This window comes from Frondihabitans sucicola (assembly GCF_030296615.1).
Classification (GTDB): domain Bacteria; phylum Actinomycetota; class Actinomycetes; order Actinomycetales; family Microbacteriaceae; genus Frondihabitans; species Frondihabitans sucicola.
Map to the genome: position 1 here is coordinate 2,839,950 of NZ_AP027732.1, position 24,101 is coordinate 2,864,050.

Below are 24,101 nucleotides of genomic sequence, written 5' to 3' on the forward strand. Positions count from 1 at the left end.
GAGGGAGAGGCGGCTGGAGGGAGGGGCAGGATGCCGGGTCAGGCGAGGAGGGTGAGCGCCTGGAGCGCCGCGCCGAGTTCCGCGCGCAGGCCGGGCCGCCCGGGCCCGGCGAGCCAGCGCGTCGCGGCGACGTTCAAGGCCGCGACCGACGCGGAGGCGACCACCGCTGCCGACGGGGCGTCCGCGCCACGCCCGATCAGGGCGGCCTCGAGCGCCGATGACCAGGCTGCGAGCTTCGCCAGCTCACGCTCCCGCAGCTCGAGGGTCGTCGACACGATGGCCTCGCGGGTCACGAGCTCCGGTCGGCGCGGTTCGAGGTCGGCGCAGACGGCCAGCAGCCCCTCGACGACGGCTTCGCGCACGGTGGACGCGCCCGAGGCTGTGACCCTTTCCGCCAGCAGGATCGCCAGCTCGTCCGCTCCCCCGAACAGGACCTCGCGCTTGTCGGCGTAGTACCGGAAGAACGTCCGTTCCGTGAGCCCCGCGTCGGCGGCGATCGCCTCGACGGTGGTCGCCCCGAATCCGTCGCGCGTGTAGAGATCGATGGCGCTGGCTCGGAGCCGCGCGGCAGCGTCGGTCGGTCGTCGTCCCATTCCTGGAGACTACAAGACTGTGACAGCCGCTGACACAATTGCGTCTAGAATAGTGACAGCGGCTGACACAAATCGAGCTGCTGATGGGATGGGACGGCATGGACGGAATCACAGGCAAGGTCATCGCGATCACGGGCGCGAGCAGCGGTATCGGCGAGGCGACGGCGATCCTGCTCGCATCCTGGGGGCGAAAGTCGTCCTCGGAGCGCGGCGGCACGATCGGCTCGACGACCTGGTGAGCAGGATCCGGGAGGCGGGCGGCGAGGCGCTGTCGATTCCGACCGACGTGACACGCCGAGCCGACGTGCAGGCCCTCGTGGATCTCGCCGTCGCGAGCCACGGACGGCTCGACGTCCTGATCAGCAACGCGGGCATCGGTCCGATCGGCCCCCTCGACGATCTCCGGGTCGACGACTGGGAGGCCATGGTCGACATCAACGTCAAGGGGCTGCTCTACGGGATCGCCGCGGCGCTGCCGCTCTTCCGGGCCCAGAAGGTCGGTCACTTCGTCAACATCCTGTCGACGTCGGGCATCAAGATCGTTCCCGACCAGGCGGTCTACGCGGCGACGAAGAACGCCGGGCGCACGATCACCGAAGGTCTTCGGCAGGAGTCCGGCCCGGATCTGCGGGTCACCGGCATCTCGCCGGGCATGGTCAAGACCGAGTTCACCGACGGGATCAGCGACCCCGACACCCGCGCGGCGATGGAAGAGCGGATGGCCATCGCGATCTCTCCCGACGCCGTCGCCCGTGCGGCCGCCTACGCGATCGAGCAGCCGGCGAACGTCGACGTCGGCGATATCGTGATCCGGCCGACGGCCCAGGGGTGAGTTCGCGCGTTACGAGCTGATCGATCAGGAAAAACCCGTGATTCCGACGGCTCGAGGCGCGGAATCACGGGTTTCTCCTGAAATGCGGGCGTTACGCCGGCAGGGCCACGCCCTGGTACGCGCGAGCCTGGCGCTGCACGACCTTGCCGCCGAGCGGCCTGACCTCCCAGCCGGCGCTCGACCAGACTTCGGAGTCGAGGGCGTTGCGCGAGTCGAGGACGATCGGGTTCGTCGCCAGCTCCGCCAGGTGGACCGGGTCGGCGTTGACGAAGACCGGCCACTCGGTGAGGAGCAGGACCACGTCGGCATCCGTCACAGCCTCATCGAGGCTGTCCGCGAACGAGAGCGTCGGGAAGCTCCGCGCTGCCGTGTTCGAGGCTTCTGGGTCGACCACGAGCACCCGAGCCCCGCGAAGGTGGAGCGCTGCGGCGACGTTCAGGGCGGGCGAGTCGCGCACGTCGTCGGTATCCGGCTTGAATGCGGCGCCCAGGACGGCGATCTTGCGGTTCAGCACGGACCCGCCGCAGGCGTCGATCGCCTGGTCGATGACTCGCTGGCGCTGCAGCATGTTGATCTCGTCGACCTCTTGCATGAGGCCGACGACGCGCGTCGCCCCGAGCTCGTTGGCGCGGTACATGAGCGCCCGGATGTCCTTCGGAAGGCAGCCGCCCCCGAAGCCGAGACCCGCGTTGAGGAACTTGCGGCCGATCCGGTCGTCGTGCCCCAACGCATCCGCGAGCACCGAGACGTCGGCGCCGGCGACCTCGCAGAGCTCGGAGATGGCGTTGATGAACGAGATCTTCGTCGCGAGGAACGCGTTGGCGCTGACCTTGACGAGTTCGGCCGTGGCCAGGTCGCAGGAGATGACGGGCGTGCCGGTCGCGATCGGCGCCGCGTAGATCTCGCGCAGCACGGCCTCGCTCTTCGCGTCGGTGCCGCCGAAGACGAGGCGGTCAGGGCGCAGGGTGTCCTCCACGGCGTGGGCTTCGCGCAAGAACTCGGGGTTCCAGACGAGCGGCGCGTCGATCCCGGTGGGCTTCGACTCGGTGATGATTCCGCGCAGGCGCGCCGCCGTGCCGACCGGAACCGTCGACTTGCCCACGATGAGCCCGTCGTGGCTCATCGCTTCGGCGACGGCCTTGGTGGCCGACTCGACGTAGCTGAGGTTCGCGGCGTGGCTCCCCCGACGCTGAGGCGTTCCGACGCAGATGAAGTGGACGTCGCTGGTGGCGACGGCATCGGCCAGATCGGCCGTGAAACGGAGTCGGCCGGACCCGACGTGCTCGAGGATCAGCTCGGGCAGACCCGGCTCGTGGAACGGCACGCGACCGGCGCTGAGGGCGTCGACCTTGGCCGGGTCGGTGTCGACGCCGATGACGTCGAAGCCGAGTTCTGCCATTGCGGCGGCGTGCGTGGCGCCCAGATACCCGGTGCCGATGACGCTGATGCGGGGTTTGAGTCCGGCGGCGGAGTCCTGAGGGTCGACGGCCGGCTTCTTGGGAGTGCTCATGGTGATCTCCTCGGTGCTGGTGAGAAACGGGTGCCCTGGTGAGGGGCGGTGGGAGGAAGGGAAGGCGGGGCGCAGGATCTCGCGGGTCCGGGGATCCTGCGCCCTCGCCTCAAGAGGCCGGTGTGACCGGTCTCAGCTTGTAGTTGACGTCCGTGCGGTCGATCCCGGCCGTGAAGGCCGCCAGGGCTTTGGCCGTGGAGTTCAACCGCCAGTCGTTCGTCACGAGTTGACCGTTGAGGGTCGTGGTCACCGTGAGGCTGAACCAGGAGAATCCGATGATGTCCTTGTTCTCAGGATCGGCGAGAGCGTTGAACAGGTTGTTGATCCAGCCGGCCTTGAGGCCGCCGCCCTCGGTCGCCCCGATCTCCGCGAGGAAGATCGGCTTGGCCGAGACCTGGCGCAGGATCGAGAGGGTGTCGCCGAACGTGTCGGCGAACGATCCGTCCTGGGGGCCGTCGCCCGAGGGACGCTCGTAGCCCGACATCCCGATCCAGTCGACGTAGGCGTCGCCCGGGTAGAGGCTCTTGTTGTACTCGAGCGTCTTGTGGCTGGCCGTCAGGTTGTTGATCCGGTTCGGCGCCCAGATCCAGTTGACGTAGTCGTTGGCTCCCTCACCGGCGAAGACGTCGTGGACGTGTCGCCACATCGTGGCGTACTGGCCGGCGCTGTTGCCGTTGACCGCCTTGCCGTGGCCGTCGTCTTCCGACCACGGGTACCAGGTCGCATTCATCTCCTGATCGAGGCGGATGCCGACGGGCTGGCCGTTGGCGACGATGGCGTCGGCGTACTTCTTCAGGTAGGTGTCGAAGTCGCCGTCGATGATCTTGCCCAGGGAGTAGTCGGGCTGGTCGGGCTCGTTGTTGCCGGCCGTGGACGACTGCGACTCCCAGGTGATGATGGGCAGGTCGCCCTTCGCCCAGGAGCGCTGGACGGCGTCGGCTCGGAAGTCCTGATCCCAGCCCTGGAAGTAACCGGCGGAGTTCGGCTGCGCGCCGACCTTGTTGGTGACGTCGTCGAACTCGGACCAACTGAACGGCGACTGCGCGGTGTAGAGGCCGAAGTAGCGCGTCGACGGGTTCTTGATCGAGGCGAGACTCGGCGTGCTCGGCTGGACGGGCCCGACGGTGCCGCCGCCCGTTCCGCCCGTTCCGCCCGAGCCCGCGCCGCTGCCCGAGCCGGTACCGGAGCCCGAACCGCTGCCGCTCGCGACGGTGCCCCCGTCGCCGTTGGTGCTGCCGCCGCCGAGAGTCGATCCTCCGCCGTCGGTGGCGGTGAAGGCCGCCTTCGTCGCACCGGCGTCGGCCTGAGCCTTGAGCGACGTCGCCTTGCCGGAGGCCGTCGCCGCCTCCGCTTTCGCGGTCGCCAGCTGGGTCTCGAGAGCCTTGGCCCTGCCGAGCGCGGTTTGCAGCTGCTTCTGCTGCGCGGCGAGCTTGGCCGACTGGTCGGTGACCTGCGACTTGCTCGAGACGAGCTGCGTGAGCAGGCTCGCGCGATCGTTCTTCAGAGCCATCGAGCCGGCGATCGGCTTGACGACGTCGGTGACGGCGTGGCGCACCACGTTGTCGGTGGGCGACATCCAGACGAGCCACGAGATGAGGGCCAGCAGGACGACGATCGAGGTGGCCCCGAGAGCGGTGCGGCGGGAGTTCTTCTTACCGGTCGTCCACCAGGCCTTGCCGTGAGCGAGAGGGGTGATCATGGACGAGCCATGTCCGGAATTCGAGGTGAGGTCAGACAATGAAGAGGGCCTCCAGGACGAGGATCACGGCACCGATGAGGTACGGCCATCCGGCTTTCGGGTTCAAGCGGCGCCTGGCAGGCGCCTGCGTTTTCGGGGTGGCCAGAGCGGTCTTCGCCTGTCGGCGGCTCTTGACCAGGACCGTGCCGGACTCGGGGGCTTCTTGCGTCCCGAAGTCGAACAGGGTGTCGATCGACGGCTGGCCCGGGGTGTCCGTGAACTGGGCCTCGAGAGCGTCGAGGGGGTCTCCATCGCGTCTTCCCGACGCTCGACCTCGTCCGCGACCTCCTCGGTGACCACACCGCCGGTGTAGGCACCGGCTCTCGTTCCCCAACCGGCGGAGTGGCCCATGCGGAAGAAGCCGATGATGCGGATGGGCATCAGGAAGAACGTCGACACGATGATGAAGACGGGGAGTCGGATGAAGTCGCCGGGCTTCTCGGAGAGGTGGCGCATCTGTCGGATGGCCATGCTCAGGACGGACGAAGCCACCATGAGAGCGACGATCGCCACGACGCCGGAGCGGAGGCCGTACTCGTGCAGGATGCCCGTGTACAGGTTCGTGCCCTGGTGGGTGAGGCCGTTGTAGATCCAGCCTCCGACGACCCCGAGGAGGACGAACGGCAGGACGATGTCCATGGCGAAGAAGAACGCCAGCATCGGCGCGTGGCCGAGCATCCACGGCATCATGCGCAGGGTGTTGTACTGGCTGCCACGAGCCCACCGGAGCTGCTGTTTGAAGAGTTTCTTGATCTGCAGCGGAGCATCGGTGTACACGAGGCTCGTGTATTGGTAGACCGTGCGGTAGCCCTCTTTGAGCGTGAGGTTCGTCAGCGTGCGGTCGTCACTGACCTCGAGGAACACGCCCATGAACTTCTCGGTCATGAACTTGTCCATGACCCTGACCAGGATGTCGCGGCGGAAGGCGATCGTGCGGCCCGGGAGGCAGCCGATCTGGCCCAGGACGCTCTGCGCCGGCATCGAGTACAGCGCCCGGCTGTTCTCGAGCCAGTCGGCCCAGCGCGTGATCCAGCTGCGCTCGGGCTCGAGGATGCGCTGGCGGGTGGTGACTCCGCCGACGTTGGCCTGGGCGAACGGCTTGACCAACTCGGACAGGGTGCCCGGCGTCCACACCGTGTCGGAGTCGACCAGCACCGTGATGTCGCCCTTGGAGAGCTCGGTGCCGATCATGACGGCGTTGCGCTTCCCGGGGATCGGCGTGTGGGTCCACTGCACGAGCGGCGCGAACTCCTCGCAGATGCCCTGGAGGACGGGATTCGGCTTGCCGTTGATGACGACGATGATCTCGCCCGGCTGCTGCTCGACCATGCGGCCGATGACGTCTCGGAAGAGATCTTCCGGTTCGTCGACCACGGGGACCACGACGCTGGTCGTGCCGGTGTACGTGCCTGTGAACGGTCGGTAGTTGCGAGAGATGACGACTTTGATGATCCAGAGGACCCAGATCATGATCGAGTACACGCTGAACAGGTACACCTCGGGGTGTCCGTTGATTTCGTGCCGGATTTGGAGAATGAACGTTAACACGATGTGCCGCCTGCGGGGATGGTTGGAGTGGTGGCTTCCGCGTCGTTGGGGAATCGGGCGTTCGGGTAGTCAAAGTTGTAGTCGAATCGAATAGGGCTCACAAGGCGTCCCTCGGACTGGGGTGCCCCCGTCCCCATTGGGGGACATTGGTGTCCTCCAAACGGTGTCGTGCGAAATGCCGACCGTCGGCCCGATGGAGCCGGGCACATCGGACACACTGTCCACGTCGCTGTTGCGGCCTGTCTCCGAGAAATTGTCGAGAACAGAGAAATGCCTGGTGAACGCGGGGTAATTAGGTGACACGCGTGGCGTGTCGATCCTGCTTCCCATCACGTTTCACGGATCATCCGGACGAGAGAGCGCACGTGTGCGCGACACGAGCACGTAACCTCGGCGTCACATCGACCGGGGTACACGGATTCAAAACGGGGGACGAAACAAATTCTTCGCGCGACTTCCCGAACCGAAGCGTTCTTGGGCGTGTCGGGCGCGTCTCACCCCGCCGACGCGACGTTCAGACGGACGGTTCCGGAGATTCCTCGAGGCCGTAGAACCCCGCCTCGAAGACGTGACGAGCGCGCCGCGTGGTGGCGAGGTAGTCCTCTTCGAGCTGCGTCGCCGAGCCCGGCGGGTACTCGAGGAGCCGCGCGACGGCCTCCAGCTGACGGCGGTCCGTCGGCAGGACGTCGCTCGTGCGCGAGGTCCAGAGCATGACCGCGGAGCGTGCGCGGGAGGCGATGACCCAGGCGTCGCGCAGACGATCGGCGTCGGGGGCCGAGACCAGCCCCGCCTCGACCGCCGCGGCGAGGGCGGTCAGGGTCGACGGGGTCCGGAGCCCGGGTACGGCTGCTGCGTGCTGAAGCTGCAGGAGCTGCACGAACCACTCGACGTCGCTCAGCGAGCCGCGGCCCAGCTTGAGGTGCCTGGACGGATCGGCCCCCTTCGGAAGGCGCTCGGACTCGACCCGCGCCTTGATGCGCTTGACCTCTCGGACGTCCTGGTCGGACAAACGAGTCGGATACCGCACCGTGTCGGCGAGGGACTCGAAATCGTTCAGCAGCGACTCGTCTCCGGCAGCGCCTCGAGCGCGCAGGAGTGCCTGCGCCTCCCACGTCAGCGCCCAGCGGGCGTAGTAGGCCGCGTACGCGTCGAGCGACCGCACGACCGGGCCGTTCTTGCCCTCCGGGCGTAGATCGGCGTCGAGGTCGAGGGCACCAGCGGGTCGTCGGTGAAGCGGTGAAGGTCGGCGACGATCTGGCTCGCTCGGGACTGCGCCGTCGCGTCGTCGGGATCGACCGCCCGGTAGACGAAGAGGACGTCGGCGTCGGATCCGAAGCCGAGCTCCTCGCCGCCGTAGCGCCCGAGGGCGATGACGGCGAACTCGAGCCCGTCGGCCTTCCCGTCGCGGCGGGCGAGCGCGAGCGCTCCCGCGATGGTCGCCGTCATGATCGCCGAGAGCCCGCGGCCGAGGTCGTCGATCGTGACCACTCCGACGATGGCGCCGAGGGCGATCCGCAGGATCTCGCGCCGACGGGAACCGCGCAGCACCTGCGCCGCGGCCGTCGTGTCGTCGTGCCGGGCGAGCGTGGCGCGCGTCTCGTCGGCGAGCGTCTCGAGGCTCCGGGGTCGGAGATCGTCGTCGTCCTCGAGCCACGACGCCGCTTCGGGGATGCGCTCGAGCAGGTCGGCGACGAACCGCGAACTCGACAGGACCGTCGTCAGACGCTGGGCGGCGCCGGACGAGTCGCGCAGCATCCGGAGGAACCAGTACGACTCCCCCAGTCCGTCGCTGAGCCGACGGAACGCCAGGAGCCCCAGATCTGGATCGGTGCCGTCGGCGAACCACTGGAGCATGGCCGGCAAGAGGTGCCGCTGAATGCTGGCGCGCCTCGACACCCCGCTCGTCATGGCGGCGAGGTGCGCGAGCGCGCCGCGCGGGTCGCGGAAGCCGATCGCGGCGAGTCGTGCGACGGCTGAGTCGGTGGAGAGGGCCAGCTCTTCTTCGGGGCGGCGCGCGACCGCGGTCAGCAGCGGACGGTAGAACAGGCGCTCGTGCAGGTTGCGCACGCGGCGTTTGATCGCGTGCCAGTGCTCGACCAGCTCTTCTGCGGACGGGGCCAGCCCCGTCGCCCTGGCCAGGATGCGGAGCTCTTCCTCGCCGGTGGGCATCAGGTGCGTGCGGCGGAGCCGCGACAGTTGGATCCGGTGCTCCAGGAGGCGGAGCTCGCGGTAGTCGCGATCGAACTCCGTCGCCTCCGCTCGGCCCACGTAGCCCTCGCGGACGAGGGCCCCGAGAGCGCCGAGCGTCGACCGCTGCCGGATGTCGGCGTCGCCCTGCCCGTGGACGAGCTGCAGGAGCTGGATGGTGAACTCGATGTCGCGAAGACCCCCGGACCGAGCTTGAGCTGACGGTCGACCTGATCGGCGGGGATGTGCGCCGTCACGCGCTCCCGCATCTTCTGCACGGACTCCACGAAGTTCTCGGTGGAGGCGACCGACCAGACGAGCGGGGAGAGCTTCTCGACGTACTCCTGACCGAGCTCGTGGTCACCCGCGATCGGCCGGGCCTTGAGGAGCGCCTGGAACTCCCACGGCTTGGCCCAGCGCTCGTAGTAGGCCAGGTGCGACGACAGCGTGCGGACGAGAGCGCCGTTCTTGCCCTCGGGGCGCAGATTGGCGTCGACCTCCCAGAGCGGCTCCTCGGGCCCGAGGTCGGACAGGGTGCGCGTCATGTGGACGGCGAGGCGGGTGGCGATCTCGACGGCGCGCGCAGGATCGAGACCCTCCCGCGCGTCGGCGACGAAGATCACGTCGACATCGCTGAGGTAGTTGAGTTCCCGAGCCCCCGTCTTGCCCATGGCGATGATGGAGAGCCGGGTGGCAGCGATCTCGTCGGCGTCGAAGGCGACCTCGCGCCTGGCCACGTCGAGCGCTGCCTCGAGCGCCGCCCCGGCGAGATCGGCCAGCGCGGCGGCGACGACGTCGAGGCCCGCTACAGGATCGTAGAGGCCGAGGTCGAATGCCGCCAGGGCTACGAGGCACTCGCGGTAGGTCACCCGCAGGGCCATCCGGGCGTCGTCGCCCGTCAATCCCTGGACGGCAGCCAGCAGGTCCCGTTCGTAGTCGTCCTGGTGCGGGACCGTCCAGACCTTCCTGCGCAGGACGTCGAGAGCCTCCGGACGCCGCAACAGGAACTCGGCGAGCCCCTCGGAGGCGCCGAGGACCAGCATCAGCCGGTCGCCGGGACGCTCGTCGGTGTGGGTCGGGCTGGGCGCTGTCGCTGCAGCGAGCAACCGGCCGACCGCTTCGGGCGATCGCTCGACGAGGCGCGACAGCCGAATCAGGGCCCGGTCGGGGTCCGCGCTCTGCGACAGGGCGGGCAGGAAGCCCGCGACCGACGGCTGTCGTTCGATCAGCTGGTCGAGCAGGTCGCGGCTGGCACGGAGGTCGGCGAACCCGTAACGCGCCAGGTCGGTGAGGGCTGTGGCGGCGCGAGGCATCGGGTGATCGGTCTGAGAGGTCTACAGCATCTCGAGATTGGACCGGAGTTCGAATGGCGTCACCTGGGCGCGGTACTCCTTCCATTCTTGACGCTTGTTCTTCAGCACGTAGTTGAAGACGTGCTCGCCGAGCGTTTCGGCGACGAGTTCGGAGCCTTCCATCAGCGACAGGGCGTGGTCCAGGCTCGCCGGCAACTGGCTGTACCCGAGCGCGCGGCGCTCCGCGTCGCTGAGGCTCCAGACATTGTCTTCGGCCTCGGCGGGAAGCTCGTACCCCTCTTCGATGCCCTTGAGGCCCGCGGCCAGCAGCAGGGAGAAAGCCAGGTACGGGTTGGCCGCGGAGTCGATGGCGCGGTACTCGACGCGGCTCGACTGGCCCTTGTTGGGCTTGTAGAGCGGGACCCGGACGAGAGCGGAGCGGTTGTTGTGGCCCCACGTGACGAAGCTCGGAGCCTCGTCACCGCCCCAGAGGCGCTTGTAGCTGTTGACGAACTGATTCGTGACGGCTGTGATCTCCGGCGCGTGCTTCAGGAGCCCGGCGATGAACTGCCGACCGATCTTCGAGAGCTGGTACTCGGCGCCGGCCTCGTAGAACGCGTTGGCGTCGCCCTCGAAGAGCGAGAAGTGGGTGTGCATGCCCGAGCCCGGCTGACCCTGCAGAGGCTTCGGCATGAAGGTGGCGTAGACGCCCTGCTCGATCGCGACCTCTTTGACCACCGTACGGAAGGTCATGATGTTGTCGGCCATCGTCAACGCGTCGGCGTAGCGGAGGTCGATCTCGTTCTGACCCGGGCCGGCCTCGTGGTGGCTGAACTCGACCGAGATGCCGAGGTCTTCGAGCATGCGGACCGAGCGGCGGCGGAAGTCGTGGGCGGTGCCGCCTGGAACGTTGTCGAAGTAGCCGGCCTGGTCGACCGGCTCCGGGCCGTCCGGACCGATCTTCGACGACTTGAGCAGGTAGAACTCGACCTCGGGGTGCGTGTAGAAGGTGAAGCCGCGGTCGCCGGCGCGAGCCAGCGTGCGCTTGAGTACGTTGCGAGGATCGGCCACACCCGGCGTGCCGTCGGGGGTCGTGATGTCGCAGAACATGCGCGCGGTCGGGTCTTCGGTGCTGCGCCAGGGCAGGATCTGGAAGGTGGTGGGGTCGGGATGGAGAAGCACGTCCGCTTCGAACGACCGGGTCAGGCCCTCGATGGCCGAACCGTCGATGCCGACGCCTTCGGCGAACGCTCCTCGACCTCGGCCGGCGCGATGGCCACCGATTTGAGGGTACCGATCACGTCGGTGAACCAGAGTCGGATGAACTTGATGCCCCGCTCTTCGATGGTACGAAGAACGAAGTCGGTTTGCTTGTCCATTCAGGCCCTTTCTGCTCCCCCGATAGGCTAGTGGCTATGCCCCGACTCCGCTTGGCGCTCGCGCAGACGAATCCTCTGGTTGGAGATCTCGCGGGTAACGCAGACCAGATCGTCCGAGCGGCGCGGGCCGCGCGAGACGCCGGCGCCGACCTCGTGGCGTCGGGCGAGATGAGCCTGACCGGCTACCCGATCGAAGACCTCGCGTCGCGTCCGAGCTTCCTCGAGGCCAGCCACCGCGCCGTCGTCGCGCTGGCCGAACGACTCGAGGCCGAGGGGCTCGGAGACCTCGCCGTCGTCGTCGGACACCCCGACGGGCCGTTCGAACCTCGCCTGCTCGACACCTCGAACGCACCGACGGCGATCGCCAAGAACTGCGCGAGCGTCCTGCAGGGCGGGCGTGTCGTGACCACGACCGCGAAGTACCACCTGCCCAACTACTCGGTCTTCGACGAGTACCGCGTCTTCATCCCGGGTGACGAGCTCCTGGTGATCCGGATCAAGGGCATCGACGTCGCCCTCATCATCTGCGAAGACCTCTGGCGCGACGGCGGGCCGGTCGGGCGTGTCCTCGACGCCGGAGCGGGTCTGCTGCTCGTGATCAATGCGAGCCCGTTCGTCGCCGACAAAGACGAGGTGAGGCTTCCCCTCGTGACGCGTCGAGCCACGGAGAACGACACGCTCGTCGCCTACGTGAACCTCGTCGGCGGTCAAGACGACCTCCTTTTCGACGGTGACAGCGTCGTGGTCGACGGGAGCGGCGCGATCCTGGCCCGTGCTCCTCAGTGGCGCGAGCACGTGCTGACCGTCGATCTCGACCCGCAGGCATCGGAGAACCGCGAGTTGCCCGCCGGCATCCGCCGGGTCGACGTGTCGGCGAGGGCGTTCGGTCTCTACAACGCCCTCGCGCCCGACATCGCCGAGCTGCCCGACGACCGGGAGCAGCTCTGGAACGCCCTCGTGGTCGGCACTCGCGACTACGTCGAGAAGAACGGCTTCGGATCGGTCGTCCTGGGCCTCTCGGGCGGTATCGACTCCGCCGTGTGCGCGGCCATCGCGGCGGACGCCATCGGAGGCGACCGGGTGTACGGCGTCTCGATGCCGTCGCAGTGGTCGTCCGACCACTCGCGCAGCGACGCCGACGACGTCGCGGAGCGCATCGGCGTCAGGTACTCGGTGGAGCCCATCGCCGACCTCGTCGAGCCGTTCGAACGCCAACTCCACCTGACCGGACTGGCGGCCGAGAACGTCCAGGCCCGAGCGCGAGCGCTGATCCTGATGGGGCTGTCGAACCTCGACGGCCACCTCGTCCTCACGACCGGCAACAAGACCGAGTTGTCGGTCGGCTACTCGACGATCTACGGCGACTCGGTCGGCGGCTTCGCCCCGATCAAAGACGTCCCGAAGACGATGGTCTGGGAACTCGCACGGTGGCGCAACGAGTTCGCTGAATCGCGAGGCGAGCGCGGCCCGATCCCGGAGAACTCGATCACGAAACCTCCGTCGGCGGAACTCCGCCCCGGCCAGGTCGACCAGGACACCCTCCCGCCGTACGAGATCCTCGACGGCATTCTCGACGCCTACATCACGAAAGCCCTCGGTGCCGCCGACGTCGTCGCGCTCGGCTACGACGCCGACGTGGTGGCAGAGGTGACGAAGCTCGTCGATCGCTCCGAGTGGAAGCGCCGCCAGGGCGCCATCGGGCCGAAGATCTCCGGAATGGCTTTCGGCCGCGACCGCCGGCTGCCCATCACGTACCGTCCGACCGGCCTCTGACTCGGCAAGCCCTAGCTGTTCTCGGCCTCTTCGGCGGCCCACTTCTCGCTGTTGGCCTTGATCTGCTCGAGGGCGTGCTCGGCCTCGGCCCGCGTGGCGTACGGGCCGGCGCGGTCGACGGCGGGCGAGACCATGCCCTCCTCGACCTGGTGCGTCTTCGTGTTGAACCAGAACTGGTTGTCGTTGTCAGCCATGTCCGCAGACTAGCGTGAAGGCATGGTCGCGGCACGGGGCGGCTCCCCCGCCGAGACGCTCGACGCGCGGCCGGGCAGCCCCTCCGCTGGGGATACCCCCGCGAACGCGACGCCCGCACCTCCCTGATGGACGCCGGGCACCTCGCCTTGGCATCTCGCTCGGCACGACCTCGCCGTTCGGCGGACGGCCGGTCCGTCGCCCTCGACCATCGAGGGGAGGTGGTCCGAGACCGCGATCGCAGGACCAGGGAGCGACTCGAAGAGGAGTGGTCGCTTCGGGTCGGCGCCGAGGCTCTCGATGCCCTCGATCGGGCACTGCGGGATGTGCTGGAGTCGCCCGGTCTCCCGGCCACCCTCGATCCTGCGCCCGTGGACTGGCGCGCTCAGGGGCGGTATCGGCGCCTCACCGAGCTGTTCGTCGCGGATCCTGCCGGCCACCTGCCGCGGTTTCCGGTAATGCTGCACCGTGGCGGATACCCCGACGGCAGCTGACGCCCCGCCGTGCGAACCGAGCCCGGCCCGAGACCCTAAGCTTGAGAACATGCCCCGGGATCAACACGGTCATCTGACGCCCGGCCGGATCTCAGCGCAGCGTCCGGTCTCCGCGTCCATCGCCCGTCCCGAGTATGTCGGCAAGGCCGCACCCGCACCGTACGACGGCGGCGACCTCTACGACGCCGACGAGATCGAGGCGATCCGGCGAAGCAGCAGGATCGCGTCCGACGCCATCACCGCGGTCGGCGAAGCCATCCGTCCCGGCATCACGACCGATCAGCTCGACGTCGTCGCGCACGAGTACGTCACCTCGCACGGCGCGTACCCGTCGACTCTGGGGTATCGCGGCTTCCCGAAATCGGTCTGCACCTCGGTCAACGAGGTCATCTGCCACGGAATCCCCGACGACACCGTCCTGGTCGACGGCGACATCGTCAACATCGACATCACGGCGTTCCAGGAGGGTGTCCACGGCGACACCAATCGCACCTTCGTCGTCGGCGAGGGGTCTGCAGCGGCGGTCGACCTCGTCGAGCGCACGCGCGAGGCGCTGAACCGCGGCATCAAGGCGGTCGCGCCCGGGCGGCAGGTCAACGTGATCGGTCGCGCGATCGAGGTGTACGCCAAGCGATTCGGCTACGGCGTCGTGCACGACTACACCGGACACGGTGTCGGGCGCGCCTTCCACTCCGGCCTGATCATCCCGCACTACGACGCGCCGCAGTACGACGACGTGATGGAGGTCGGCATGGTCTTCACCATCGAGCCGATGCTGACCCTCGGCGGTACCGAGGCCGACATCTGGCCGGACGACTGGACCGTCACCACCCGCGACAAGTCGCTGACCGCCCAGTTCGAACACACCCTCGTCGTCACCGAGCGCGGCGCCGAGGTCTTGACGACCTATTGATCCTGCGGTCGCGACGTCGTCGCGCACCGTGACCCAACCAGAGAGGCTCACCCATGGCAACCAAGGCAGTGGGAATCGACATCGGCGGTACCGGAATCAAGGGCGCGATCGTCGACGTCGACAGCGGCGAACTGCTGACCGACCGGCTCAAGAAGTCGACGCCCGAGGGCGGGGAGCCCGATGCGATCGTCGCGGTCGTCAAGCAGATCATCGACGAGCTGGGCGACGAAGCGGACGACCTCCACGTGGGCGTGTGCTTCCCCGCGGCCATCATGGACGGCAAGACCTTGTCAGCGGCGAACGTCTCGAAGAAGTGGATCGGCTTCGAGGCCGAGAAGCTGTTCGAGAAGACGCTGGGCAAGCCGATCCACTTCGTCAACGACGCGGATGCCGCCGGCTACGCCGAGGCCCGCTACGGCGCCGCGAAGGGGGTGAGCGGGCTCGTCATCATGACGACCCTCGGCACGGGGATCGGAACGGCCCTGCTCAACGACGGGGTGCTCATCGTCAACGCCGAGCTCGGCCACCTCGAGATCGAGGGCAAGGACTACGAGACGAAGGCATCGTTCGCGGCCAAGGAGCGCGACGACCTGTCGTGGAAGCACTGGGCCAAGCGCCTGCAGAAGTACTACTCCCGGCTCGAGGCTCTGCTCTACCCGCGGCTTATCATCGTCGGAGGCGGCGTGTCGAAGCAGTACCAGGAATTTCTGCCGCTTCTCGACCTCCGAGCCGAGATCGTGCCGGCGAAGCTCCGGAACAACGCCGGGATCCTCGGTGCCGCGGCCCTCGCATCCGAGTCGAAACCCGCGTTCTGAGCTCGAGCCCCGTGCCGCAAGACGTTTTACGGACATTTCGACCTGCCGCGGCGGGTCTAAATGTCCGTAAAACGTGTTGCGGCCGCGCGCCTCGCGGCGCGCCTCGCTGCGGGCCTCGCTGCGCGCCGCGCAGGACACAGGTGGGAAGGGCGAATGGGCCGGCTATTACGCCGGGTTCTGTCCGGGCGTCGTGCACGCACGACGCCGTGGACGGCCATCTATCTCGGCGCTACGTTGCCGCAGCGCTCCAGCGGTCTACCCGAGAACTCGGCGAGCCACCTCGAACGTTCTCTGTCTGACCTTGCTCCGGGCGAGGTTTACCTAGCCGGCCGGTCACCCGAACCGCTGGTGGTCTCTTACACCACCGTTTCACCCTTACCCCGGGCCCTTTCGGGCCCGTGGCGGTCTGCTTTCTGTTGCACTGTCTCGCGGGTTGCCCCGGGTGGGTGTTACCCACCGCCCTGCTCTGTGGAGCCCGGACGTTCCTCGGCACATGCCCTTTCGGGAATGCGACGCGACCGTCTTGCCGACCCATTCGCCTAGAGAAGTGTAGCGGGCTCGGGGCGTCGGCCCGAGGCGCCTAGATACCGGATTCGTCGGTGCGAACCAGGATCGCGTCGCTCGTCGGGCAGAGCAGGACGTCGTCGGGTGCTGCGGCCCGCACAGTGGCGAGATCGTTGCCGGTCAACTCCACGCCGCTGGCGCTCGAGACGCGGGCTCGCAGGTGCGAGGCGCCGATCCCGTAGCGCTCGCGCTGACGCTCGTAGAGGGCGAGGAGGTCGGCCGGCACCTTCTGCGCGATGGTCGTGCGGTTCGCCGTGGCGTGCGTGCGCTCGGACTCGACGGTGGCGAGCGAGGCTTCGCGTTCGGCGTCGAGTTCGCCCCGCTTGGCGGCGAGCTCGTCGAGCTCGCCCTGGGTGGCTTCGACGACGGCGCCGGACTGCTCGACTCGATCCATCACCTCGAGTTCGACGTCTTCGAGGTCGCTCTGCCGGTTCGCCAGGGCGGTCAACTCTTGTTCGAGGGCCTGGATGTCTTTCTGGGAAGAGCTGCTCTGCAGTCGTTCGTGGTCGCGCTTCACGCGGGCTTCGACGACCGCGACGTCGGACTCGATGCGGCCGAGCTCGCGGCGGGCGTCCTCCGCGGTTCCTTCCTCGGTCGTGAGGCGCGCGCGCAGGGTGGCCGTCTGCTTGTCGAGCTCGGCCAGGGCAGCGTTCTCCGGGAGCTGACGAGCCCGGTGGGCGAGCTGCTGCAGCGTCGTGTCGAGCTGCTGGAGGTCGAGCAGGAGAGCCTGATCGGAGGGGCTGGCTTTGAGGGGCATGTTCGTCTCACTCGGTTGTGGTGCGTTGCTGGGCAGGGGTGGGCGCCGGGTTCACCGGACGACCGCGAAATCCCACGGGTCGGTGCGGAGGTCGGACAGGGTGACCTCGACGTCGGGAAGGGCGAGGCGGAGCTGCGCGGCCGCCGTGTCGAGCCACAGCCACTCGCTGGCCCAGTGCGAGACGTCGACGAGGGCGGGGCCGCGGCCGAGCAGCATGAGCTCGCGCGCGTCGGACGCGGGGTGGTGACGCAGGTCGCTGGTGATGTAGACGTCGGCTGCGCGCACGGCGTCGTGCCCGAGCATCGAATCGCCTGCTCCGGCGCAGAGGGCGGCCGTCTCGACCACGCGCTCGTGATCGCCGGAGACCCGGACGCCACCGGCGGTGGGCGGCAGGATGTCGGTCAGGAGCCGCGCCAGCGCCATCAGCGTGAGCGGCTGCTCGAAGCGGCCGGTGATGCCGAGCCCCGTCGGGCTCCCGGTGCTCGACGGCTCGATGGGCGACTGCTCGACGAGCCCGAGCTGGTGGGCCAGGACGCGTGAGGTGCCCGTCTCGACGACATCGGCGTTGGTGTGCGCGGCGAGCAGGCCCGCCCCGCCGCGAATGAGCTTCGCGATGAGCGCGCCTTTGGTGGTCGATTCCGCCACCGATGTCGCGCCCCTCAGCAGAAGAGGGTGGTGGACGAAGAGGAGGTCGGCCCCCATCTCGAGCGCTTCGTCTGCGGTCTCGAGGACGGCGTCCACAGCGAGGTGGATGTGCTTCACCCGAGCCGTCGGCTCGCCCACGACGAGCCCCGGAGCATCCCACGACTCGGCCCCGTGAAGAGGCCAGAGCTGTTCGACGGCGAGACCGACCGCTTCGAGAGTGGACACGGCCCCCAGCTTAGTCGGCGGGGCGATCCTGCTCTGCGGGGTGGCCGGCGACGGCCGCGCTGCGCCCTCGGTCGACGAGCACGACGACGACGAAAGCCAGGACGAGTGCCGCGAGCAGACCGGCGACGATGGAGAGCTCGACGTGGAAGCCGTGTACCTCGACCAGCGACAGCAGATAGCCCTGCCACGAGAATGCCCGCGACGACGTCCGCACGAGGCCTTCGCCGACCCCGGTGCCGACGACCAGCCCGGCGATGAGCGCCCAGGTGGTGCGAGTCGTGACGGGGGCCGAGACACGGGCGCGACCTCGCAGGGCGAGGCGGCCCGCGACGATGCCGATCCAGGAAGCGGCAAGCACGCCGACCGCCGAGAGGGCGGCCGTGGGGCCGGCGGAGGCGCCGAGGGGCGTCAGGATCAGGGCGGCCACGACGACGAGGACCGCCAGGATCGACACGGCGGTCACCACGACTCTGCTGGTCGAAGGCGCGACAGGTGACGCGGCGTCGGCTGGCGCGTCTTCGGCGCGCTCGAGCAGCTCGTCGTCGGCACTGCGAGCTCGCTCGATGTGCGGGTTGACCGTCGCGCCGACGGTGGGCTCCGTCGTCGGAGCGGTGCCGGCGGGAATGACGGGGGCGTCGAAGGTGGGTGCGACCGGGACGAGGCGCTCCGGCACCAGGGCGGAGCCGGGAGGCGCTTGGGCCGCGGTGACGATGGTGGGAGCGGTCTGGATCGGGATCACGCCGGTGAAGTGAAGACGCGTGCGCTCGAGTTCGTCGAGAGCCTCTTCGGTGCCGATCCGGCGGATCTCGGCTTCCCAGTCGGCGAAGCGGACCGCCTCGGTGGCTCGGAGTTGCATCTGAGCCTGGAGGATCCCGATCAGGTCGACTGTCGCGGTGTCGTCCGTGTGGCGGCCGACGAGCGGTACGAGATCCTCGTCGTCGAGGGAGCCGCGCTCCGGAGGTCGGGGGAATCCGCGGTCGGGCTCGTCGTCACGAGAGTCGGCAGGAACGGTCTGGCTGTCCGCGGGAGCGTCGTCCACGGGAGCACCGTCCGCGGGAGCGTCGTCCGCGGGAGGGACCTCGGCGTCCGGGCCCGCGTCGGCCTCGCTCGCGACCTCGGCCGAATCGTCGACCTCGACTGAATCGTCGACCTCGACTGAATCGTCGACCTCGGCCGAATCGCCGACCTCGGCGGAATCGCCGGATTCGTCGGCTTCCGACGCGAGTGTCACACCTTCGGCCGGAGTGAAAGTCGAGCGGCGAAGCGGGTGTTCCGTCTCGTCCATGAAGGCCGTCACCGTCCCCGTCGTCCTCGAATCCAGCTGATCGGTCATGGCGGAATGATATGCGCTCATATCTGTGTATTCGTCAGGCGCGCCGGGTCCGGAGTCGGCGTGTCGTCGCGTGGTTCGCCGGGCATCGGCCTTCCGCTCGAGCCGATCGGGGCGTACGGTCGACGCGGCGCGATTACTCCACCGTTCTGAGTAACTCGCCGAGCCGGGTTCACAGGGGAATCCGGTCGTTCCGTCGAAGGAGACACATGAACGAGAAACGATCACACAAGAAGCGGGGCGCAGCACTTCTCGTCGCTGCGGTCGCACTGACGGCGGGGGCGCTCCTGGCTCCGACCGCGGCGCAGGCGGCGATCCCGTCGCATCACGGCGGTCCGTCGCCGAGCGCCACGGCCACGCAGCGGGCGAAGACCGCCACCGACGTCCTGATGGCGTCGTACGACCCCGTCAAGGCCTGGTGGCCGTCGAGCTGGTGGAACTCCGCCGTGGCCTTGCAGACCGTGGAGGACTACACGGTCCGTACGGGCGACCGACGCTACGTGTCCGAGATCGACAACACCTTCGAGAAGGACAAGGGCGCTTTCCCGGCCGGGGTGCTCTCGGGCGATCCGCTGCTGGGCGACTTCACGAGCCGCGCGATCGACGACTCCGAGTGGTGGGGCCTGACCTGGCTCGGAGCGTACGACGTGACCCACGAGCAGAAGTACCTCGACATGGCCGTGAAGATCGGCGACTACGTGCAGGGCTACTGGGACACCTCGACGTGCGGTGGCGGCGTCTGGTGGAACGCGGAGAAGACGTACAAGAACTCCATCACCAATGGCCTCTACATCCGTCTGACGGCCGAGCTCCACAATCGGGTCAAGGGCGACACGACCTGGCTGGCGCGCTCCGAAGCCGGCTGGAACTGGTTCACCACGAGCGGGCTCATCAACTCGCAGGGCCTCGTGAACGACGGACTGACCGACGGCTGCCAGAACAACGGGCAGACCGTGTGGTCGTACAACCAGGGCCTCGCCATCGGCGCCGGGACCGAGCTGTATCGCGCGACTCACGACAAGACCGTCCTGGCGACCACGAAGCGACTCGCCGACGCGGCCATCACCTCGCCGCTCCTGACGTCGAAGGGAATCCTCACCGAATCCTGCGATGCGCTGAGCACGACGTGCGATGACAACGGCAAGCAGTTCAAGGGCGTCTTCGAGAGGTACCTGAGCGACCTGACCGACCTGACGCACGATCAGCGCTATCTCGCGTTCTCGCAGAGGCAGGCGTCGTCGATCTGGGCGAACGATCGCACGAACGCGAACCAACTCGGTGAGCGCTGGTCGGGCGAGGACTCGACGGCCTTCCCGACCGCCTACGACTGGCGGACGCAGGCCAGCGCTCTCAGCGCGCTCCTGGCCGTCGTCCCCCAGCGTCGGTAGGCCGGGAAGAGAAGAGGGGCGGCCGATCACGGGCCGCCCCTCTGAGGAAGTGAGTTAGGGACTCACAGCAGGGGTTCGGTGCCCGCCCCGTGAGGGGTGGGCACCGGGTCTCCCCAGTGCGGGTGCCGCCCGATCGGGGCGCAGCTCAGCGTGAGCGGACCACACGGCCTTCGTCCCACACCGGCTCGGGTGCCTCGTAGACCTCTCCGTCGCTCCCGAACACCAGGTAGCGGTCGAAAGACCGGGCGAACCAGCGGTCGTGGGTCACGGCGATCACGGTTCCCTCGAACCGGTCGAGAGCCTGCTCCAGCGCCTCGGCCGACACGATGTCGAGGTTGTCGGTCGGTTCGTCGAGAAGGAGGAGCGTGGCCCCGCTGAGCTCGAGGAGCAGGATCTGCAGGCGCGCCTGCTGACCCCCGCTCAGCGACTCGAAGACCTGCTCGGCGCTCGACACGAGTCCGTAGCGGTCGAGTGCACGGCTCGCCGCCTCCCGGCCCAACCCACGTCGCTCGTCGTCTCCGGCGTGCAGGATCTCGAGGAGCGTGCGGCCCAGCATCCCGGGGTGCTCGTGCGCCTGAGCGAACCAGCCGGGCACCACGCGTGCCCCGAGCACGGCTCGACCGGTGTGCGGCACCGGCGTGAGCTCCGCACCGACGGCGGTCAGGTGCCCCTCGCGGGGCTCCGGATCGGTTCCACCCCGTGCGAGCAGCCGGAGGAAGTGGGACTTCCCGGAGCCGTTGGACCCCAGCACGGCGATCCGTTCGCCGAACCAGAGTTCGGCGTCGAAAGGTGCCATCAGGCCGGTGAGTTCGAGGCGCGTGCAGACGACGGCGCGCTTACCGGTGCGGGATCCTGCCAGTCGCATCGTGAGCTCTTGCTCCGGCGGTCGCTCTTCGGGCGGGCCGGCCAGCTCGAATTTCGCCAGCCGGGTCAGAGCGGCCTGGTACCGGGAAGCCATCGAATCCATGGCCGTGGCCTTGACCTTGAGGTTCCGCACCAGCGTCTTGAGCTTCTCGTGCTGCTCGTCCCAGCGCCTCCGGAGCTCGTCGAGCCTCTCCATGCGGTCGGCCCTCGCCTGGTGGTACGTGAGGAAGGAACCACCGTGCGTCCACGACGAGTTGCCGGCCGCGCCCGGTTCGACCGTGATCACCCGGTCCGCCACGTGGCCGAGCAGCTCGCGATCGTGGCTGACCAGCAGGACCGTCTTCGGCGACTCGGCGAGGGCGGCCTCGAGCCAGCGCTTGCCCGGCACGTCGAGGTAGTTGTCGGGTTCGTCGAGGAGGAGGACCTGTTCGGGTCCGCGCAGGAGGGCCTCGAGCACGAGCCGCTTCTGCTCCCCGCCCGAGAGCGTCGTGACCTCGCGCCAGCGCGCTCGCTCGTACGGCACGCCGAGGGCCTTGATCGTGCAGGTGTCCCAGAGGGTCTCGTGGTCGTACCCGCCGGCGTCGGCATAGTCGGCGAGGGCCGTCGCGTACGCCATCTGCGTATCGGTCTCGTCGCGCTCGATCAGGGCGTCCTCCGTCGCGACGAGGGCGCGCGCGGCCTTGCGCACCGCCGCGGGGGCGACGGACACCAGCAGGTCGTGGACGGTGGTGTCGTCTCGCACGTGACCTACGAACTGGTCCATGACGGCGAGACCGCCGTCGATGGCGATGACGCCCTCGTCGGGCTTGAGCTCGCCGCGGATGAGCCGGAGCAGCGTCGATTTGCCGACGCCGTTGGCGCCGATCAGCACGGCTTTGGAGCCCTCCCCGACGCGGAACGAGACCTCGTCGAGCAGAGGGCGGCCGTCGGCGAGGGTGTACGACACCTTCGCGACGTCGATGTAGCCCATGGGAAATCTCTCTGTGGGGCACGGGCCGATGCCGGAAGCACTGGCGCCGCCTGCGATGGGCAGCCGACCAGACTAGCGGCTCAGTCCCCGCTGTCAACCCGTCGTGATCCTGCCCCGATGGTCGCCCGCGGCTCTCGCTCGGGCCGCCGGCATCGGGATCACGGCCCTCGGCGTCGGTGGGGAGGACGCCGAGCGACTACCGTTCAGGTATGACCACCGACACGAATGCCCCGATCGAGGCAGACACTGCCGACGCTGTGACTGCTTTCTCCGACCTGGGGCTCAGTGACGCGGTCCTCAAAGCCGTTCGCGAGATCGGCTACGAGACGCCCTCCGCAATCCAGGCGGCCACCATTCCTCCGCTGCTCGCCGGCCGCGACGTCGTCGGCCTCGCCCAGACGGGCACCGGGAAGACCGCGGCGTTCGCTCTGCCCATCTTGTCTCGGCTCGACGTCTCGCAGAAGAAGCCGCAGGCCCTCGTCCTCTCCCCCACGCGCGAGCTCGCGCTGCAGGTCTGCGAGGCGTTCGAGCAGTACGCCTCTCAGATGCGCGGCGTGCACGTGCTGCCGGTCTACGGCGGCCAGGCGTACGGCGTCCAGCTGTCGGCGCTCCGCCGCGGCGTCCACGTGGTCGTCGGAACGCCCGGTCGCATCATGGACCACCTCGCCAAAGGCACCCTCGACCTCTCCGAGCTGAAGTACCTCGTGCTCGACGAGGCCGACGAGATGCTCAAGATGGGCTTTGCGGAAGACGTCGAGACGATTCTCGCCGACACCCCGGACGACAAGCAGGTCGCGTTGTTCTCGGCCACGATGCCCGCGCAGATCCGGCGCATCTCCAAGCAGTACCTGAACGACGCCGAAGAGATCACGGTCAAGAACAAGACCACGACGTCCGCCAACACCACGCAGCGCTACCTGATGGTGTCGTATCCGCAGAAGGTCGACGCCCTGACCCGGATCCTCGAGGTGGAGAACTTCGAAGGCATGATCGTCTTCGTCCGCACCAAGAGCGAGACCGAGACCCTGGCCGAGAAACTCCGTGCCCGCGGGTACTCGGCCGCGGCCATCTCCGGCGATGTCGCGCAGGCTCAGCGCGAGCGCACCGTCAATCAGCTCAAGTCGGGCAAGCTCGACATCCTGGTCGCCACGGACGTCGCTGCACGCGGGCTCGACGTCGACCGCATCTCGCACGTCGTCAACTACGACATCCCGATCGACACCGAGTCGTACGTGCATCGCATCGGGCGCACCGGCCGAGCCGGCCGTTCGGGCGCCGCGATCAGCTTCGTCACGCCGCGCGAGCGCCGTCTCCTCGGCGCGATCGAGAAAGCCACGCGTCAGCCTCTCACCGAGATGCAGCTGCCGAGCGTCGAGGACGTCAACGTGACTCGCCTGGCGCGCTTCGACGACGCCATCACGGCGGCCCTCGGGCAGCAGGACCGCATCTCGGCCTTCCGCGACATCGTCGGGCACTACGTCGAGCACCACGATGTGCCGGAGGCCGACGTCGCGGCCGCCCTTGCCGTCGTCGCGCAGGGAGACACTCCCCTGCTTCTCGACCCGGCTGCCGAGCGGCCTGCGCGTCGGGAGCGGCCCGAGAGGTCGTCCGACCGCTCGTTCGACCGCGACGACCGGGCTCCGCGCTCGTTCGATCGCGACGACCGCGGCGAGCGACCCGAGCGTCGGCCTCGGACGACGAAGCCCATGTCGCCCTACCGCATCGAGGTGGGCCGTCGTCAGCGGGTCGAACCGCGACAGATCGTCGGTGCTCTCGCCAACGAGGGCGGCCTCAGCCGGGAAGATTTCGGCGCCATCCAGATCCGGCCCGACTTCTCCATCGTCGAGCTTCCCGCCGATCTGTCGAAGGACGTCCTCGACCGGCTCGTCGACACCAGGATCAGCGGCAAGCTGATCGAGATCCGCCCTGATCGCCGCAGCGCACCCCGCCGTGACGACCGCGACGAGCGTCCGGCCCGCAAGCCCCGACACCAGTAAGTCCACGACACCGGTCGGTCTGGAGCGCCCGCTCAGCCCGTCGATTCGGCTCTGCGGTCTGGCCCCGTGGCTCTGGGGCCTGGCTCTGCGGCCTG

General features: G+C 68.5%; 17 protein-coding genes, 1 other RNA gene and 2 pseudogenes. 8 read left to right on the top strand and 12 right to left on the bottom strand.

Annotation, left to right across the window (positions count from 1 at the left end):
* Positions 1–38 precede the first annotated feature (38 nt).
* On the bottom strand, positions 39–593 hold the full coding sequence (locus QUE79_RS14655) for a TetR family transcriptional regulator (RefSeq protein WP_286343738.1): 555 nt from the start codon (positions 591–593) through the stop codon (positions 39–41).
* A gap of 98 nt (positions 594–691) precedes the next feature.
* Between QUE79_RS14655 and QUE79_RS26200 the strand changes: the two genes are divergently transcribed.
* Entirely contained in the window at positions 692–832 is a 141-nt protein-coding gene (locus QUE79_RS26200; protein ID WP_286343739.1) for a hypothetical protein, read from the top strand.
* Positions 829–1,425 (top strand): SDR family oxidoreductase, encoded by a 597-nt coding sequence (locus QUE79_RS14665; RefSeq protein ID WP_286343740.1) that lies wholly within the window; start codon positions 829–831, stop codon positions 1,423–1,425. The genes QUE79_RS26200 and QUE79_RS14665 overlap by 4 nt, the downstream gene beginning before the upstream one ends.
* A 91-nt stretch (positions 1,426–1,516) precedes the next feature.
* Here QUE79_RS14665 and QUE79_RS14670 read toward each other — a convergent pair whose 3' ends face one another.
* From QUE79_RS14670 to QUE79_RS14690, 5 genes and pseudogenes are all read right to left on the bottom strand, one after another.
* Positions 1,517–2,935 carry a UDP-glucose dehydrogenase family protein gene (locus QUE79_RS14670; protein WP_286343741.1) on the bottom strand — a complete coding sequence of 473 codons (1,419 nt, stop codon included), beginning with the start codon at positions 2,933–2,935 and terminating at the stop codon, positions 1,517–1,519.
* A 109-nt stretch (positions 2,936–3,044) separates the two neighbouring features.
* Positions 3,045–4,634 carry a glycoside hydrolase family 26 protein gene (locus QUE79_RS14675; protein WP_286343742.1) on the bottom strand — a complete coding sequence of 530 codons (1,590 nt, stop codon included), beginning with the start codon at positions 4,632–4,634 and terminating at the stop codon, positions 3,045–3,047.
* Positions 4,635–4,736: 102 nt separating this feature from the next.
* Entirely contained in the window at positions 4,737–6,221 is a 1,485-nt protein-coding gene (locus QUE79_RS14680; protein ID WP_286343743.1) for a glycosyltransferase, read from the bottom strand.
* A gap of 514 nt (positions 6,222–6,735) precedes the next feature.
* Positions 6,736–9,721: pseudogene (locus QUE79_RS14685) on the bottom strand (bifunctional [glutamine synthetase] adenylyltransferase/[glutamine synthetase]-adenylyl-L-tyrosine phosphorylase).
* A 21-nt stretch (positions 9,722–9,742) separates the two neighbouring features.
* Positions 9,743–11,079: pseudogene (locus tag QUE79_RS14690) on the bottom strand (glutamine synthetase family protein).
* Between the two features lie 36 nt (positions 11,080–11,115).
* Between QUE79_RS14690 and QUE79_RS14695 the strand changes: the two are divergent.
* Positions 11,116–12,852 (top strand): NAD+ synthase, encoded by a 1,737-nt coding sequence (locus QUE79_RS14695; RefSeq protein WP_286343744.1) that lies wholly within the window; start codon positions 11,116–11,118, stop codon positions 12,850–12,852.
* Between the two features lie 11 nt (positions 12,853–12,863).
* Here QUE79_RS14695 and QUE79_RS14700 read toward each other — a convergent pair whose 3' ends face one another.
* Positions 12,864–13,046 carry an SPOR domain-containing protein gene (locus QUE79_RS14700; RefSeq protein ID WP_286343745.1) on the bottom strand — a complete coding sequence of 61 codons (183 nt, stop codon included), beginning with the start codon at positions 13,044–13,046 and terminating at the stop codon, positions 12,864–12,866.
* 219 nt (positions 13,047–13,265) lie between these two features.
* Here QUE79_RS14700 and QUE79_RS14705 point away from each other — a divergent pair, with 219 nt between their 5' ends.
* From QUE79_RS14705 to ppgK, 3 genes are read left to right on the top strand one after another with little or no spacing between them, the layout of a single operon-like run.
* On the top strand, positions 13,266–13,538 hold the full coding sequence (locus QUE79_RS14705) for a hypothetical protein (protein WP_286343746.1): 273 nt from the start codon (positions 13,266–13,268) through the stop codon (positions 13,536–13,538).
* A gap of 49 nt (positions 13,539–13,587) precedes the next feature.
* On the top strand, positions 13,588–14,451 hold the full coding sequence (map, locus tag QUE79_RS14710) for a type I methionyl aminopeptidase (protein ID WP_286343747.1): 864 nt from the start codon (positions 13,588–13,590) through the stop codon (positions 14,449–14,451).
* A 53-nt stretch (positions 14,452–14,504) separates the two neighbouring features.
* Positions 14,505–15,266, top strand: a complete 762-nt coding sequence (gene ppgK / locus QUE79_RS14715) for a polyphosphate--glucose phosphotransferase (RefSeq protein WP_286343748.1) — start codon at positions 14,505–14,507, stop codon at positions 15,264–15,266.
* A gap of 150 nt (positions 15,267–15,416) precedes the next feature.
* Here the strand turns inward: ppgK and rnpB are convergent.
* The 4 genes from rnpB to QUE79_RS14735 form a co-directional block, all read right to left on the bottom strand.
* Positions 15,417–15,800: RNase P RNA component class A (gene rnpB, locus QUE79_RS14720), an RNA gene on the bottom strand.
* 46 nt (positions 15,801–15,846) lie between these two features.
* Positions 15,847–16,587, bottom strand: a complete 741-nt coding sequence (locus tag QUE79_RS14725; protein WP_286343749.1) for a zinc ribbon domain-containing protein — start codon at positions 16,585–16,587, stop codon at positions 15,847–15,849.
* Positions 16,588–16,638: 51 nt separating this feature from the next.
* Positions 16,639–17,457, bottom strand: a complete 819-nt coding sequence (locus QUE79_RS14730; protein ID WP_286343750.1) for a Nif3-like dinuclear metal center hexameric protein — start codon at positions 17,455–17,457, stop codon at positions 16,639–16,641.
* Between the two features lie 10 nt (positions 17,458–17,467).
* On the bottom strand, positions 17,468–18,790 hold the full coding sequence (locus tag QUE79_RS14735) for a hypothetical protein (RefSeq protein WP_286343751.1): 1,323 nt from the start codon (positions 18,788–18,790) through the stop codon (positions 17,468–17,470).
* 206 nt (positions 18,791–18,996) lie between these two features.
* Between QUE79_RS14735 and QUE79_RS14740 the strand changes: the two genes are divergently transcribed.
* Positions 18,997–20,175 (top strand): glycoside hydrolase family 76 protein, encoded by a 1,179-nt coding sequence (locus tag QUE79_RS14740; protein ID WP_286343752.1) that lies wholly within the window; start codon positions 18,997–18,999, stop codon positions 20,173–20,175.
* A 145-nt stretch (positions 20,176–20,320) separates the two neighbouring features.
* On the opposite strand, the gene QUE79_RS14745 is transcribed toward QUE79_RS14740, so the two are convergent.
* Complete coding sequence (locus QUE79_RS14745; RefSeq protein ID WP_286343753.1) at positions 20,321–22,009, bottom strand: ABC-F family ATP-binding cassette domain-containing protein; 1,689 nt, start codon at positions 22,007–22,009, stop codon at positions 20,321–20,323.
* A gap of 209 nt (positions 22,010–22,218) precedes the next feature.
* Between QUE79_RS14745 and QUE79_RS14750 the strand changes: the two genes are divergently transcribed.
* The gene (locus QUE79_RS14750; protein WP_286343754.1) at positions 22,219–24,006 is read left to right on the top strand and encodes a DEAD/DEAH box helicase; all 1,788 of its coding nucleotides are present in this window, start codon (positions 22,219–22,221) and stop codon (positions 24,004–24,006) included.
* The last annotated feature ends 95 nt before the right edge of the window (positions 24,007–24,101 follow it).

Coding starts and splice junctions, on each gene's coding strand:
- QUE79_RS14750 (WP_286343754.1), top strand. CDS start 22,219: ATGACCACCGACACGAATGCCCCGATCGAGGCAGACACTGCCGACGCT.
- map (WP_286343747.1), top strand. CDS start 13,588: ATGCCCCGGGATCAACACGGTCATCTGACGCCCGGCCGGATCTCAGCG.
- QUE79_RS14655 (WP_286343738.1), bottom strand. CDS start 593: ATGGGACGACGACCGACCGACGCTGCCGCGCGGCTCCGAGCCAGCGCC.
- QUE79_RS14675 (WP_286343742.1), bottom strand. CDS start 4,634: ATGATCACCCCTCTCGCTCACGGCAAGGCCTGGTGGACGACCGGTAAG.
- QUE79_RS14700 (WP_286343745.1), bottom strand. CDS start 13,046: ATGGCTGACAACGACAACCAGTTCTGGTTCAACACGAAGACGCACCAG.
- ppgK (WP_286343748.1), top strand. CDS start 14,505: ATGGCAACCAAGGCAGTGGGAATCGACATCGGCGGTACCGGAATCAAG.
- QUE79_RS14695 (WP_286343744.1), top strand. CDS start 11,116: ATGCCCCGACTCCGCTTGGCGCTCGCGCAGACGAATCCTCTGGTTGGA.
- QUE79_RS14725 (WP_286343749.1), bottom strand. CDS start 16,587: ATGCCCCTCAAAGCCAGCCCCTCCGATCAGGCTCTCCTGCTCGACCTC.
- QUE79_RS14740 (WP_286343752.1), top strand. CDS start 18,997: ATGAACGAGAAACGATCACACAAGAAGCGGGGCGCAGCACTTCTCGTC.
- QUE79_RS14735 (WP_286343751.1), bottom strand. CDS start 18,790: ATGACCGATCAGCTGGATTCGAGGACGACGGGGACGGTGACGGCCTTC.
- QUE79_RS26200 (WP_286343739.1), top strand. CDS start 692: ATGGACGGAATCACAGGCAAGGTCATCGCGATCACGGGCGCGAGCAGC.
- QUE79_RS14670 (WP_286343741.1), bottom strand. CDS start 2,935: ATGAGCACTCCCAAGAAGCCGGCCGTCGACCCTCAGGACTCCGCCGCC.
- QUE79_RS14745 (WP_286343753.1), bottom strand. CDS start 22,009: ATGGGCTACATCGACGTCGCGAAGGTGTCGTACACCCTCGCCGACGGC.